This window comes from Erwinia sp. V71 (assembly GCF_965644245.1).
Lineage (GTDB): Bacteria > Pseudomonadota > Gammaproteobacteria > Enterobacterales > Enterobacteriaceae > Erwinia.
The window spans coordinates 15,357-28,920 of the sequence record NZ_CBFFRK010000012.1 but is presented as its reverse complement, the minus strand read 5'-3'; the positions used below and the strand labels follow the sequence as shown (position 1 = coordinate 28,920).

General features: G+C 61.3%; 12 protein-coding genes and 2 pseudogenes. 4 read left to right on the top strand and 10 right to left on the bottom strand.

All coding sequences use genetic code 11. The features are described 5' to 3' along the window. Nucleotides 1-19 precede the first annotated feature (19 nt). Nucleotides 20-216, top strand: a pseudogene (csrA, locus tag ACSZO1_RS04705) (carbon storage regulator CsrA). 175 nt (nt 217-391) lie between these two features. On the opposite strand, the gene ACSZO1_RS04700 reads toward csrA, so the two are convergent. Further along, entirely contained in the window at nt 392-1,138 is a 747-nt protein-coding gene (locus ACSZO1_RS04700) for a DsbA family protein (protein WP_437610027.1), read from the bottom strand. 579 nt (nt 1,139-1,717) lie between these two features. Between ACSZO1_RS04700 and ACSZO1_RS04695 the strand changes: the two genes are divergently transcribed. Continuing rightward, nucleotides 1,718-3,829, top strand: a complete 2,112-nt coding sequence (locus ACSZO1_RS04695) for a putative bifunctional diguanylate cyclase/phosphodiesterase (protein ID WP_437610025.1) — start codon at nt 1,718-1,720, stop codon at nt 3,827-3,829. A 38-nt stretch (nt 3,830-3,867) separates the two neighbouring features. Here ACSZO1_RS04695 and ACSZO1_RS04690 read toward each other — a convergent pair. From ACSZO1_RS04690 to ACSZO1_RS04650, 9 genes and pseudogenes are all read right to left on the bottom strand, one after another. Next, a pseudogene (locus ACSZO1_RS04690) lies at nt 3,868-6,751 on the bottom strand (conjugative transfer ATPase). After that, a complete protein-coding gene (locus tag ACSZO1_RS04685; RefSeq protein WP_437610023.1) occupies nt 6,751-7,185 on the bottom strand; it encodes a TIGR03751 family conjugal transfer lipoprotein in 435 nt (144 codons plus the stop codon). The pseudogene ACSZO1_RS04690 and the gene ACSZO1_RS04685 overlap by 1 nt, the downstream one beginning before the upstream one ends. Next, nucleotides 7,166-8,605, bottom strand: coding sequence for a TIGR03752 family integrating conjugative element protein (locus tag ACSZO1_RS04680; protein WP_437610021.1), 1,440 nt, complete (start codon nt 8,603-8,605; stop codon nt 7,166-7,168). Before ACSZO1_RS04680 ends, ACSZO1_RS04685 begins: the two co-directional genes overlap by 20 nt. Then, entirely contained in the window at nt 8,595-9,500 is a 906-nt protein-coding gene (locus ACSZO1_RS04675) for a TIGR03749 family integrating conjugative element protein (RefSeq protein ID WP_437610019.1), read from the bottom strand. The genes ACSZO1_RS04680 and ACSZO1_RS04675 overlap by 11 nt, the downstream gene beginning before the upstream one ends. Continuing rightward, a complete protein-coding gene (locus ACSZO1_RS04670) occupies nt 9,497-10,189 on the bottom strand; it encodes a PFL_4703 family integrating conjugative element protein (RefSeq protein WP_437610017.1) in 693 nt (230 codons plus the stop codon). Before ACSZO1_RS04670 ends, ACSZO1_RS04675 begins: the two co-directional genes overlap by 4 nt. Continuing rightward, nucleotides 10,186-10,587 (bottom strand): TIGR03750 family conjugal transfer protein, encoded by a 402-nt coding sequence (locus tag ACSZO1_RS04665; RefSeq protein ID WP_437610015.1) that lies wholly within the window; start codon nt 10,585-10,587, stop codon nt 10,186-10,188. The genes ACSZO1_RS04670 and ACSZO1_RS04665 overlap by 4 nt, the downstream gene beginning before the upstream one ends. Before the next feature lie 10 nt (nt 10,588-10,597). Further along, on the bottom strand, nt 10,598-10,963 hold the full coding sequence (locus ACSZO1_RS04660; protein ID WP_437610013.1) for a TIGR03745 family integrating conjugative element membrane protein: 366 nt from the start codon (nt 10,961-10,963) through the stop codon (nt 10,598-10,600). 16 nt (nt 10,964-10,979) lie between these two features. Beyond that, a complete protein-coding gene (locus ACSZO1_RS04655; RefSeq protein ID WP_437610011.1) occupies nt 10,980-11,213 on the bottom strand; it encodes a TIGR03758 family integrating conjugative element protein in 234 nt (77 codons plus the stop codon). Further along, nucleotides 11,210-11,566, bottom strand: a complete 357-nt coding sequence (locus ACSZO1_RS04650) for an RAQPRD family integrative conjugative element protein (RefSeq protein WP_437610010.1) — start codon at nt 11,564-11,566, stop codon at nt 11,210-11,212. Before ACSZO1_RS04650 ends, ACSZO1_RS04655 begins: the two co-directional genes overlap by 4 nt. A 305-nt stretch (nt 11,567-11,871) precedes the next feature. Here ACSZO1_RS04650 and ACSZO1_RS04645 point away from each other — a divergent pair, with 305 nt between their 5' ends. Next, on the top strand, nt 11,872-12,276 hold the full coding sequence (locus ACSZO1_RS04645) for a helix-turn-helix domain-containing protein (RefSeq protein WP_437610008.1): 405 nt from the start codon (nt 11,872-11,874) through the stop codon (nt 12,274-12,276). After that, nucleotides 12,273-13,562 carry a type II toxin-antitoxin system HipA family toxin gene (locus ACSZO1_RS04640; protein ID WP_437610006.1) on the top strand — a complete coding sequence of 430 codons (1,290 nt, stop codon included), beginning with the start codon at nt 12,273-12,275 and terminating at the stop codon, nt 13,560-13,562. The genes ACSZO1_RS04645 and ACSZO1_RS04640 overlap by 4 nt, the downstream gene beginning before the upstream one ends. Nucleotides 13,563-13,564 lie beyond the last annotated feature (2 nt).

Sequence of the window (13,564 nt, the reverse complement as noted above, 5' to 3'; positions counted from 1 at the left end):
ACACCAGCAAGGAGGCAGAATGCTCATTTTGACGCGTCGTATCGGTGAAATCATCCGTATCGGGGACGATATCACTGTCACCGTTCTTGCGGTCAAAGGCAGTCAGGTGAAGTTCGGGACCTGTGCGCCGAATGACGTGAATATTCACGAGAGGAAATCTATGAACGAATTCACGCCAAAAGCGTCTCGGCTCTCTCCGGGAAGAACCTCTATTGATGGAGGGAGCGTTGGGCGTCGATCTGTTCGATCAGCGCAACTGTGCGACTTCCCTCAACGCGGCCGGATGCTCTCTGCTGCAAACACCTTCGCGGTGTTCGGGCGGTTTGAAGGCCTGCCAGCCCAGGTTGTCCAGGGAACATGACTATCCGGACTTTGCCTTGAGGACAGCAAACTATCTCGGCTCGGTGCTAGAGCCAGTGGCAGGCGTCCCGGTGTTCCTTCCCTGGTCGGTGTCGCCATCGATGGATAGCAAATCCAGCGCGGACAGCAGTGCGTCGCCTTCGACAGGACCGGGCAGGACAAGCGTGCGGCCGCTTTGGTTGTCGCTAAGCTTCAGCGTCGGTGTCGCCGCGACGCCTTCACGCGAACCCTCGTTAGCCTGCGCCTGAATAATTGCCTCGGTACGTGTGCTGTCGATGCAGGCCTGCATTGCTGGCGTGAGCGAAGGGTATTGAACGTTTTCAGGTATGCCGGCCCCGTCGCTGCGGGTTTGTTGATAGATCCACGTGACCGCCTGCCAGAACGCGGCGTGGCCATCCACCTCTCCTGCGCATTCGGCCAGTTGGGCTTGTCGTGAAGCGGCGGGCTCGTGCATGGGAAGCGGCAGATGGTGCCATTGCAGGTTCGTCTCGGGGTTTCGATCAATCCATGCCCTGAGCAGCGGATAGTAGCTCTTGCAGTATGGGCATTCGAGATCGGCATACAAAACCAGCGTAAAGCGCGCGTCGGCCCGGCCGTAGCGCCATGGCGGTCCCGCGTGAAAATTTTGCGAGACAGCGTTGTCCACATGGATCTTCGCAGGTGAGCCGGATTGGCTCGTCAAGTACCAGATCGCCACAAGCAAGACGATGAGCGCGAGACCCATCAGGGGCCCCAGCATGCGGCGAAAGCGAAAACGAGAGAAAAGAGAAGATTGCATGACAGGCTCCTGACCGCTCGCCGAAAGGTCCGGTTGCTTCACACCGGTTTGTCGCCACAGTCGAACACAACCGTCCCGTTTCTGTTGCAAACAAAGCGAACTTCAACGAACCGGGTTGTCGATTGGCCCGGCGCGTCTATCTGGTGACGATGCGAGAGGCCTATGCCTGAAATTGCCCGGTGTTGCGGCTTCGGGGTCAAATGTCGACGCTGCCTGATTTAATTGCGCTGCGATTCGCGTTTGGACCGGGCCATTCAATATATTTTGAGCATCCAGTCCCGGTCATCGAGCCTGACCGCGCTGAAACCTCACAAAGGCTAGAAGGGGAAAATGACGCTGAGAGGTGCGCCTTCTGCCTGGGCGGCTTGTGATGAGAATCACCCGCTCCTGTTATTACTCTAACACCTGGAACATCCTGCATTGAGGTGGACTACCTGAGCACAGATAAGATGCCCTGGATAGCTGGAAATACACCCGGCTGGTGCGCGATCCCTTCTTAAAGTGGAAGACTTTGTAGTGACATTACAGAATTAGTTGAATTGCTGTGATGAATGGGTTTGAAGAAGGGGAATTCTTTAGATGCTTGATGGCAGCTATGACAGCCTGTTAGTGCTGTTCTCGTTGGCGGTTGCCATCTTGGCATCCTATACCACACTGATTGTCGCAGGCCGGATCAGGACATCTTCTGATCGTCCCGCCCGATGTTGGTTCGCGGGCGGTGCCTGCGCCTTGGGGATCGGGATTTGGTCCATGCACTTCGTTGGCATGTTGGCCTTCGAACTGCCGATTGACCTTGACTACGACTTGCTGATCACGCTGTTGTCACTCCTGTTCGCAGTCGCCGTGTCTGCCTTTGCTCTCAGGATCTTCAAGCAAGAAACGTTGACCCACTGGCGACTTGCCGCCGGCGCCCTGGTGCTGGGTGGAGGGATGGCGGGCATGCACTACACGGGCATGGAATCCATGCGGATGATACCCGGCATCGTCTATGACTCAACATTGCTGGGATTGTCTGTGCTCGTAGCGATTGGCGGGTCTGCGGCGGCAATTTGGTGTGCCTTCATAGTGCGCCGATACTCTGCGAAGGTGCAACGTCTTCGTCTCGGCGCGGCTACTGTCATGGGCCTGACGTTTGCCAGCATGCACTATATCGGCATGGCAGCAGCGGGCTTTCCGATTGGCAGCATTTGCGGCGCTGTGCAAGGCGGTGTGCATGCACACCGGTTCGCGCTGACCATCATTTTGGCTGCGCTGGCCATAATGGCCGTCGCGCTGATCGTTTCGGTGCTCGATCAACGTATGGAATCCCGTACGGCACTGCTGGCAAAAGAGCTGGCTGAAGCCAATCAGGAGCTGACGTACCTCGCCTTGCATGACAACCTCACCAGGCTCCCCAACCGTCTGCTCCTTGAGGATCGACTGAACCAGGCCATTGAGCGGGCGCGCCGCGAGAAAAGCCGCCTCGCGCTGATGTTCATGGATCTGGATGGGTTCAAGGCGGTCAACGATGCCTACGGTCATCTGCTGGGCGATATGCTCCTTGTCACGGCTGCCGGACGCATTGTCGAGAACACCCGCAGCAGTGACACCGTTGCGCGCATCGGCGGTGACGAATTTGTGGTCCTGGCTCAGGTGGACGAACCAACCGATGCCGGAATTTTGGCCCGCAAGCTGGTGGCCGCGATCGGAGAGCCGTATCGGGTGAACGGGCATGAGCTTCATGTATCAACCAGCATCGGCATCGCCATCTACCCTGGTAACGGCGAGAACCAGGGCGAATTGCTGACGAATGCCGATGCGGCGATGTATCACGTGAAGAGAACAGGTCGCGACGGCTACGGCTTCTTTGAGGCATCGATGATCGCCAACGCGCACGGTCAGGCGCAACTGCTACAGGACCTGCGCTTGGCGCTCAAGCGCAACGAACTGGCTCTCTACTACCAGCCCAAGTTCACCGCTCCACACGGTCCGATTACCGGCCTGGAAGCGCTGCTGCGCTGGAAGCACCCGGTCCGGGGCATGCTCGCACCGGCGAGGTTCCTTCCGCTGGCCGAGAAAACAGGGTTGATCGTTCCTATCGGCGAGTGGGTGCTGAACGAGGCATGCCGGCAGATGGCCGCGTGGCGGCATGAAAGGCGTGAAGACTGGACTATCGCGGTCAACCTGTCGGCGGTGCAACTCATGCACCCGGGGCTGGTCGACGCTGTGCGCGGCGCCCTGGCTCGTCACGAGCTGGAACCGCATCGGCTGGTCCTGGAGATCACCGAGTCGACGGTCATGCGTGACGTCGATAGCAGCCAGGCCATCCTTCAGAAGCTGCATGACATCGGTGTCCGCATTTCCATTGATGATTTCGGGACGGGCTATTCCAGCCTGCCGCACCTCAAGCACTTGCCGACCACGGAACTCAAGATCGATCGCTGCCTGGTGCACGACCTTGCTTGCGGCACAGAGTATGCGGCCATTGTCTCGGCCATCGTCGCCCTGGGACAGACGCTTGACCTTCGGGTCGTAGCCGAAGGCGTGGAGACGGCCGAGCAACAGGAACTCCTGACCAGCCTCGGCTGCGACACCCTTCAGGGATATCTGCTGGCGTACCCCATGCAGCCGGATAGAGTGGTTGCCCCGTCGGATATCGACAGGGTGTCCAATAACAGGCCTGCGGCGCAGGATGGAATGGAGCTGGTCTGACCGGCGACTCAGCAGGAAGACGCCGGCCAGTTCCCGGTTCAGTCCAATGCGTCCAGCGGTAAAGAGTTGATCCCGCGCGCCAGGTCGATTTTTTCAGCAACCTTAAAGGCGGCATCGAGTTCGCTGATGCCGTACTGCTGCATCAGCTGGTAGCGTTCCGCTTTCTCTTCCGGCTCAGTCATGGCGAGCGCCAGGTACAGGCTGGGCGGGACGGCTCGGAACAGCAGTTCCATCGACTTGGACAAGATCACACCTTCCGTGAACTTTCCGGCCTCCTTACTGGCCGAGAGCATCAGGGCTTTCTGCGACGGGTTCAGTTCGCGGAAACGGGCGATCTTCTCTACCTCGTCGGGCGGCATGCTGAGGCAGACCCACCATTCAATCATGTTGAGCATGGGTTCCGCCGCTTTCGGCAGGTCGTCGAGGTTCTGGGTGGCGAGCCAGTACCAGGCGCCCAGCTTGCGCCACATCTTCGTGATCTTCACGACATAGGGCGCGAGCAATGGGTTCTTCGTGATGATATGACCCTCATCGGTCACGTTGATGATGGGGCGACCGAGGAACTGATCGCGTTCAGCGATATTGTTGACCGTGTTGATGAGGCTGATATACGCGATCGAAAGCTGGGCGTTGTAGCCCTCGCGTGCGAATGTCGCCAGGTCAACGATGGTGATGTCCGCCTCCGTCCATGGCGTACCGGGCCGGTCGAACATTTCGCCGTCGATCCCCTGACAGAACATGTCCATCGCATCCGACATCTCCAGCAGACGCGTGCGGCGCGTTTCAGGCAGCGTTGAGTCACGGCCACGCTCGCGCAGCGCATCGCGCACGTCGCGGGTCAACACCGTGCGTTTCTCCGACACACAGCGTTGTGCGGCCTCAAGAATGCACTGACGGATCAGGCTGCGATCGGCCCGCGTCATGCGGGCCTCCTCCTTGTCCTCGCCGCCTGTGATCATGAGCCTGGCAGTGATCTCCAGTTCGCCCAGTACGTCACGCTGTTCATCGCCTTCTGTTAATTCCTCTTGCGCGGTGTCGTCGTCCAGCGCGTCCGCATCCAGCGTCTGCACCTGACCTGGCGTATCGACCAGTCGCCAGGCGTCGGCAAACGGTGCGAGGCTTACGCCGGCGCCGGGCGATAACTTGACGCGGTGCACGGTGAGGCCCAGTCGTGCCGCGAAATCACCGAACAGGCCGAAGCTGTTGCCTGCTTCGACAATGAACATCCGCGGGCGATAAATCGCAGTGATCTGGTTGAGGATGTTGTTCAGTGTGGCGCTTTTACCCGAGCCGGTGGGCCCGAACAGGAACAGGTGCGCGTTCATTTGCCGATCGAGCCGGTTCAGCGGATCGAAGGTGACGGTGCCGCCGCCGCGATTGAAGAAAGTGATGCCGGGATGGCCGGTCCCCTGACTGCGCCCCCAGACCGGGGCCAGATTGGCCGCGTGCTGGGCAAACATGAGCTGGGTGTACCACTGCCGTTTGTCCTTGCCGGGGTCGTAGACGCAAGGAAGCCAACGCAGGTAACTGTTCAGCGGTGCAACTTCGTCTTCCTCACGAACGGGCTGCAGGCCGGCATTGAGCAGGACATTGCCGAGCTGAAGGCCACGCATATCGAGATCGGCCAGGTCGCGGCCGCGCAGATAGAACGCCAGCGAAGCGCGATAGAGCTTGTGAGAACTGCCGATCAGGCCACGTGCCTGTTGCACATCCTTGAGCGCCTGTTCCGATGCCAGGGTTTCGCCTACCGCTTTTTTCGCCAGATGGTTCAGATGGGCTTCGAGAATGTCCTGGGGCGTGATCACCAGGGTGAGGCATAGAGTGGTGTCCTCCGGCATCTGGTCGAACAGGGCGTTGATGGCGTCACCCCCTTTGCGGGTTTCGCCGGTCAGATGGCCGGTTGCCGGTGGCATGCGTAAGCGGTCGAGCACGATGGTGCGATGGGGCATGCCGTCGAAGAACCACAGGCCGTTTTCGACATCAGACCTCGGCTGGCCGAAAAAAAGCCGCTGCGCGAAGTCAGTGCCGCTGGCGAGCTCCAGTTCGCCATCTTCGCTCTCTTCCGGGTAAGAAGCCAGGCGATAGAACCGCTCCCGATCTTCGTCTGTCGCACCCAGCAGGACTGGCCCTGGATTGAACCAGGGCAGCAACCAGGCATGGATCGCCGCGGCGTCGAGGCGATGCGCCTGCACACCGGCATTGGCGAGGCCCCCTGACAGACGTTCGCAGACGACATTCAGTGCTTGCTCGGGGGATTGCCGGCGCCTGGCCGGCGTACTGCCGACGCGTCGATAGACGACCAGCCGGACACGTCGCGTCTGCCCACGCCAGGGCAAGCGCGTGACCGTGCGGTCCTCGAACAGCCCCCCCCTTCCGGGAGACGGTGCGCAGATGGTGGCCGAAGAAACGGAGGTAAAACTTTGTGAACTCGCTTTCACTGGCCCGAGGCTGAACATAGTTTTCGAGCGTGGAAAGATAGCGGTTCCAGTCGGCATCATCCTGAGCATACAACTGGACCACCCACGGGGATTCGTCCAACTCGTCGAAACTGTCCTGGAGCGCGTTTTCCAGCGCATCCCGAACCTGGACCAGCCAGGATGCTTCCCTCCCTTCCGTGCCGATCGGCATCAACTCGAAGAATGCAGCGACGGAAACACCGTCCTCCAGAAGCATGCACCTGGACTCCGGCAGATACTCCACCCACGGCAGCAGGTCAGCAAAGGACGGCGAAACGTCATACAGCGCCTGCTCATCGGCCAGGGTCGCGGGCCTGTGCCTGGCTGTGTCCCGCTTGCCGGGCTCAGGGATTCCGTGCGCCCTCAGTCGCGCAAGATAGCCCTCCCATGCATCCGACGGAGCGCCCGGAGAGGAGCCGCTACCGGCCTCTGTCGCCGTAGCACGGCGTTTGAAGAACGGTCCCATCAGTAATCCTCAGTCCGTTCGCCCGGCATGGCGTATTGCACACGCTGGTACAGCGGGAAGACAGTGGTATAGCCGGGGATGGGCGCCGGATCGGTGCCCGCGAGATGCGGAAACACGTACATGGTGAGATCGGGGTTTGGCAGGCGCTGGAACTGCCGGTAGATTTCATTTTGTGCCGTGCGGGTATAGCTGGCATTGACCGCTGGTGCAGCCTTCACATCTACTTCGGTCAGCGGGCGGCGCAGCGATTGTCTTGCGTCGAGCAACTGTCGAGCGGTCTGGCCACCGTGGGCGCTGCCGCCGGTTTCCTCGTTCCAGATGTCCATCATGGTCTGTCCATCGTGAGGTAGCAGCTTTTCCTTGCTGGTCGAGCAGCCGCCAAGCGCCATGGCAATGACCAGCGCCGCCAGGCCGTTAATCCAGATCCTGTGCATCAGACGCACCTCCGAGACGATGATCGACCTTGCGCCCTTTCGGGTCGTAATCGATGTTGAGGGGTTGTTCGAGATGGACCGCGACCTTGGCGCCGGGTTTGACGTACACCGCTGCGAACGCCTGGCCATAAAGCTTGTTCACCCACTGCGACATGTCCTGGACGCCACCGGCGAGGATGCGGCCCATCGCTTCGTTGCCGGAAATGCCGACCGTACCGAGCGAACCGTTGTTGTTGGCGACCACCGCCACGCTGCCGTTGTCGGACTTGATCAACGAAGCGGCACCAGCCCCTGCAGCGGTGATCAATGCCTGTGTACCGAGATATTGTTGGGCATTGCTGCGTCGTTCACCGCTGACGCAAGGAATGCCGTAGGGATCGCTGATCCAGCCAAGGCCGCCTTGTGTGCTGCTTTCATTACCATTGCTGTTCTGCTGACTGTTTCCGCCACGCTCACCGCCTTCAGGTACGGTGCGGATGGTGCCGTCATGAAAGACAAAGGTGACTGAGCGGATTTGCCCACGTACACAAGAGAGCGTCCAGTCACCCGATGCCGTTCCACTGACGACCGCACCAGCGACATCGGGTATGTCGATACCATTCGCGGTAAGGTTGTCCGGGCCAATCAAAACTTTGAAGGGGTACGGGTCGTTCACAGTTCCGTCGACCGGTACGCGCCCGATCAAGGCCGTCATCGAAATCGAACCCATCAACGTGGCATTGGTTGGTACGGTATAGACTGGCTTCGCTGTCGAGACACCGGCCGCCTTGTTGCCCGCATCGGCAGCCGCATCCGCCGTCGATTCCAGCGTTTTCTGTGCCGGGCCGAAGCTGGTCGGGAATGTGATGTCACCGGCTGCGCCGGGGCTGCGGCTCTTGCCGTCGCTGCGCGCATCTTCTGGCTCGATCCAGCGTATCCCATCGGCACCGATCCCGGCGCCGTCTCCGGGTTCAAGGCCGAGTCCGACCGGCAGCTCTGCATGGCCGTTCTTGCCACTCAGGCTTTCGAACTGGCGCTGCAGGTCCTGCAGCAGACCCTGGGTTTGCTGGCGTTCGCTGGCGACCTGGTCGCGATCCGTCTTCAACTGGTTGCGCTCGGCTTCCAGGGCGCTCTGGATGCGGCGATCAATGGCACCCTCGCGTTGGCGCAGGCGTTCGTTCTCCGCCTTCTGGGTGTTGTTGTCGGTCAGCGCGGTCTGCAACTCGGTGCGCAGCTGCCGGACCTGGCCGACCAGGGTCGCCACCGTGTCCTGCGGCGTATCACCTTCAACGCCAAGTGCCCTGACTTCTTCAGGCGTGAGCTGGGCTCCACCATCGCGCGCGGGCTGGCTCCCGCCGCCGGAAAACAGCTTCACGCCGACAAACACCAGCAACAGCGCCATCGGGATCATCAGCCATTTGAGCAGGCCATTACCGTTCATGGCGGCCTCCATTCTTGCTTGCCGGTGTTTTCGGCTCTGGCAGGTTCAGCGCCGCATTGACGGGACTGATCGTTGGCAGCAGCGATTCAGCCAGGCCATGTCCTTTCGTCACCAGATATACCACCGACGTGTCATCGGGCGTGCCAGCCGGCCCCAGCGTGCTGTGCTGGAACGCTCCTGTCATGAAGTCGCCCTGCAGCTCGCGTGGGTCGAGAGACAACCAGCGTTCCGAGGTGTTGGTGAGGCGCACGGCCGTCACCCACAGGCCATCGAGCCTCCAGGCGGCGAGCGCCCGGGTGCGTACCGGCAGGGTCGGCAACAAGGTATCCAGCGGCAGGTTGCGTTTCAGATTGACGCGCGTGATGCCGGATACCGGTTCGACAGTGCGCAGGGGCGCGTACAGGTTCTGCGCGGCATAGCGCGTCAGCACCACGGGTACGGGCGTCTCGCGATCTGTGCGGGACACCCCTTCGTGCGTGTCGTCATCAGCCGTTGCTGCCGCTTTCAGGTCGCCATAGCGGGTGGGCGCAACCTCAGCCTCAACAATACGCACAGGCTCCAGCGGTGGCTGACCGGCCGGCGCAGCTTCGGCAGTGATGTCAATCAGGATCAGCGCGCCGCTATCGGCGTCCTGCAATTGCAGTCGCGTGGGCTCGATCGGTTCGCTGGCGCGCAGGTAGATCGCCCCACCAGCGCTCTGGACACGCAGGCGGCTGGCCAGCGATGCCGGCACGCCGACGCGGACGTTGCGGTCGATAAAGACAACGCGTTCCTGATCCACATGCAGGGACACGGCCAGTGGCAGTCGTTCCCAACGCAGAATTTCCAGCGCCTGGGCCGCGGTGGGCAGTCCCGTGGTCACCAGGATGCCGAGGAGATAGAGGAGGTTTTTCATGGCATGTCTCCCAATGGGCCGCCGGGGCCGTCGGATGTTGCTCCGGTCGGGGGCACAGGGTCAGGGGGGGTGATCCGCTGCGGCGCACCGCTGTAGCAGTCGATGGCCAGACCGAATGGGTTGCGTTCCGGATCGACATCCGAGCGCACGACCTTGAGGGGGTAGCGCACCAGCGCGCGCTTGACCTGTTCGGAGCCGTAGTATTCGTCCGCCGTCACATCCAGCGTGACGATCCAGTCGCGGTCCGAGACGGTCTTGACGCGCAGCGTTGGGTCTTCGCCATAACCCCGGCCAGGGATCTCGTAGATCCCGCGTACCCGCTGACGAAGTTCGCCGGCCGTACGGCGAGATTCGTAGTCCTGGCGCAGGAAGCTCTGGCAGGATGGCGTGAAATAAGGCGACAGCACATGGATGTTGCGGGAATAGTCCTCATCGCCATTGACGGGCCACCGCTGGAGCTGCTGCCAGATATAAAATGAGAAGGCATAAACCGACTCTGGCGGCACTTCCCACCATTTCCTCGTGCTGCCAGAGCGCAGGTCCGGCGGCACGTGAACGGTCAGGTCGCGCGGCGCGTTCCACCAGCCGATGCCCATGACCAGGGCTACCAGGAGTAAAGCGCCCGCGCCCAGGCGCAGGGTCCTGATATGCGCCTGCAGATGGGTGATCTCGTTCTTGAACCGGCTCATGGGGCGGCCCTCCGCCTTGTGGTCCAGTAGCCCGAACGGGTCACCAGTTCTCGTCCGCCGACAAACTGGGCAAGACCCGGATGCCGTCGCGCGATCCACCATTGGATCTGCCGGTAGAGCCAGGTGTCGGGTCTGCCACGTTTCTGTCTGCGCAACATGCCGCCGCCGGCAAAGACGCCGGCGGCGATGCCAAGCACGATGGCGGTGGGCGCGATAGCGATCATCGAGAAGACGATCGCCAGCGGAATGCCTACCGACAGGCCGGCCGCGCCCGACAGGCCTGCGCACACCCATAGCTCATCCGCCGTGAGGCCGCGAACGACCACGGGTTGGCGGTTGAGGCGATGCGGCAGGAACGCTACCGTTCCGTCAGGCCGGACGTCCTGATTCTCAGGCATGCTCGTCCCCTCACAGAACGCCGGTGGCTTCGGTGAGCAGCCAGATACCCACCACCAGGAGGACCGCGCCAACTGCCACGGTCAGGCCGAACTGGCCCCAGGTTTTACGGCCCGTGTGGATTTCGGCATAGGTGCCATAAGCGTGATAGCAAACGCCGACGAACATTGATGCGACCACCAGCAAGGCGATCAGCATCACGATGTCATAGCCGTAGTTGCGCAGTGTATCCATGATGCCCGAGCCCGTGCCGCGTGACGGGTCTTCAAGCGTGGGCAGGCCCTGGGCCTGGGCGAGCGAACTCAGCATGGTAAACGCCGGCAGGGAAGCCAGGGCGGCGATGCGCGCGGAGCGGAAGGGATGCGAAACCGGATTCATGGTGTGAGCCTTTGCGTTACGAGAGGAGGAAGAAAGTCAGCACGACGTACATCGCGACAAAACGCACCGCGACGCCGAGGAACTGACGCTGGGTAATCCGCTGCTCCGACCAGCCGACATAGGCGGCACGGAGCGCCCACACGCCCCACAGCAGCAGGACCGCGAACACAGCGCCGACCAGCACGACGGAGACAGCGGATGGGGTGAAGCCGCCATTAGCCTGAAAGGCGGTTATCTGGCTGGCATTCATTTCTTAGGCTCCTGTTCGGAGTCCTGTCGGTAATCGCCCTGCAATGCCACAGGGTCGCGCGGCTGGGCGCGCTGCGGCGTCAGGTAATCGTCAATGCCGGCCCGCATGCGTCGCAGGTCAGCCGTGAGACGCGTGTAGTCGAAGTGATAGCGGGCACGCTCCTGCGACGCGGTTGCAGCGGACTGCTTCGCGAGACGATCGAGCAGGTCCAACTGGCGAACGACTGCCGCCAGGTGCTCCTTCTCATTGCTGTCGTCGGCCGCGACGGCCGGCAGAGCCGTCGACAGGCCGGCAAGCAGCAGTGCTGCGAGTGTGCTGTGCCTTGCAAGTGCCGGGCGGTAGGACCGTGCCATCGTGCATTCCCCGTTGATGCGTAATGGCTTGATGCTGCGGCGGCGAGGATTTGAAAGCCGCAACCAATGAGGACTGCCGGCTCACCACATTCCTGGGATGCCGGCGATGTGCGTATCCGCAAGCGCCCACGAGGTATCGGTTGCCGTCGGCTGTGGGTGGTCGCCGGGGCAGCAGGAATCGAATGCGCTGTGCTCGCCTGTGTTGGAAGCACAATCGCAGCGCCCGGGGAAAAGATGTTTGGACTGGAGATAAACATCCCGAAAGGAATGCTAATACGGAAATTTCGCTCCCCTGGGAGTGCTTATTGAAAATTCAGTCGAAGAATGCAATAATCGACCTCATGAAAACACATAAACCGAATAGTCACTCCGATGAGAGTGATAAAGTAGATGTTCCACTGCCGTTGCCTGTTGAGCGCGCCATCCGCAAGCTCGGCAGCGACGTCGCGCTTGCACGCAGGCGCCGCCGGATTTCGCAGGCCTCGCTGGCCGAGCGAATGGGTGCATCCGTGTCAACCGTCCGGCGCATGGAAAAAGGCGATGTGCGCGTGCCCATCCACTTCTTTGCCCGCGCCCTGCATGTCTTCGGTGAGATACAGGCGCTGGCCGGCCTGCTGGATACGGCGCGTGACGACATCGGCCTGACGTTGATGGACGAAAACCTGCCCAAGCGTGTGCGTAGCAAACCGGGCACGTCGGGGGCACTATGAAATCCGCTGTTTCGATACGTCAGCAGATACAGGTCTGCATCGGCAAGGCGGGCACGCCGGTCGGCACTCTCGTCTACGTCAAGCAAGGCCGCCGTGAAAACACTACTTTCGCCTACGACCAGGGCTGGCTGGCAAGCGCGGATGGATTCAATGTATCCGCGGACCTCGGTCTTCACTCCGGGTATCAACCCCGCAGAGCGCCCTCAGCGCATGATTCGGTCTTCCACTTCGCCATTGCCGATACGGCTCCGGATGCATGGGGACGCAGGGTCATCGCGCGGGACCATGCCAAGCGCCGCAGGGACAACGCAGCACTTGCCCCGTTGACCGAGCTGGACTACCTGCTGGCGGTTGACGACTTCAGCCGGGTTGGCGCCTTGCGTCTGCGCGATCAGGATGGCCGCTATTGCAGGACTGTCGATGATGGCAGGCGTAACACGCCGCCGCTTCTGGAATTGCAACGCATCTACAGTGCCAGCCGCGCGGTTGAGCAGGGTCAGGAAAGCACCGAGGATCTGCGTTACCTGCAGGGCAAAGGCACGTCTCTTGGCGGCATGCGGCCCAAGAGCACCGTTGTCGACGAAGATGGCGCGCTGGCCATCGGAAAATTCCCGAGCGTGGGGGATACGCGTAGCGTGACACGCGGAGAAGTGCTGGCCCTGTGTCTGGCACAACGTGCCGGCATCGACGCTGCGTCTGCCCGCATCGTGGAACTCGACGCCATACCGGTCGCGATCATCCGCCGCTTCGATCGCGATGGTGCCGACGGGCGCATTCCGTATCAGTCAGCCGCATCCCTGCTTCAGGCTTCGCGTGAAGAAGACCGAAGCTACACCGAGATCGCGGACATTATCCGCTCGCTGGGGCATTCGCCGACCGCAGATGTGCAGCAATTGTGGCGGCGCCTGGTCTTCAACCTGCTGATTACCAATGTGGATGACCACCTGCAGAACCATGGCTTTCTCCACGTCGAACGAGGGCTCTGGCGACTGGCGCCGGCTTTCGACGTCAATCCCTTCCCCGACAAGGAGAGGGAATCCAAGACCTGGCTGTCCGAGCAGGATGGGCCGATCACCGATCTTGAGATGCTGCTGGCCCGAAGTGCCTATTTTTCGTTGAGCAGGAACGATGCGCTGGCCGTGCTGGCCGAGGTGCATGCAGCTGTTCTGGACTGGCGGAAGGTTGCGCTCAGTGCCGCGGTGGGGTTGCGCCCGAACGAGCTGGACGATTTCGCGCCCGCATTCGAACATGAACAGATGTCGCTTGCGAAGACACTGCTGAGTTGATC

Bases quoted from the DNA above. Each gene is read 5' to 3' on its own strand.
- ACSZO1_RS04700 (WP_437610027.1), bottom strand. From the start codon at position 1,138: ATGCAATCTTCTCTTTTCTCTCGTTTTCGCTTTCGCCGCATGCTGGGG.
- ACSZO1_RS04695 (WP_437610025.1), top strand. From the start codon at position 1,718: ATGCTTGATGGCAGCTATGACAGCCTGTTAGTGCTGTTCTCGTTGGCG.
- ACSZO1_RS04685 (WP_437610023.1), bottom strand. From the start codon at position 7,185: ATGCACAGGATCTGGATTAACGGCCTGGCGGCGCTGGTCATTGCCATG.
- ACSZO1_RS04680 (WP_437610021.1), bottom strand. From the start codon at position 8,605: ATGAACGGTAATGGCCTGCTCAAATGGCTGATGATCCCGATGGCGCTG.
- ACSZO1_RS04675 (WP_437610019.1), bottom strand. From the start codon at position 9,500: ATGAAAAACCTCCTCTATCTCCTCGGCATCCTGGTGACCACGGGACTG.
- ACSZO1_RS04670 (WP_437610017.1), bottom strand. From the start codon at position 10,189: ATGAGCCGGTTCAAGAACGAGATCACCCATCTGCAGGCGCATATCAGG.
- ACSZO1_RS04665 (WP_437610015.1), bottom strand. From the start codon at position 10,587: ATGCCTGAGAATCAGGACGTCCGGCCTGACGGAACGGTAGCGTTCCTG.
- ACSZO1_RS04660 (WP_437610013.1), bottom strand. From the start codon at position 10,963: ATGAATCCGGTTTCGCATCCCTTCCGCTCCGCGCGCATCGCCGCCCTG.
- ACSZO1_RS04655 (WP_437610011.1), bottom strand. From the start codon at position 11,213: ATGAATGCCAGCCAGATAACCGCCTTTCAGGCTAATGGCGGCTTCACC.
- ACSZO1_RS04650 (WP_437610010.1), bottom strand. From the start codon at position 11,566: ATGGCACGGTCCTACCGCCCGGCACTTGCAAGGCACAGCACACTCGCA.
- ACSZO1_RS04640 (WP_437610006.1), top strand. From the start codon at position 12,273: ATGAAATCCGCTGTTTCGATACGTCAGCAGATACAGGTCTGCATCGGC.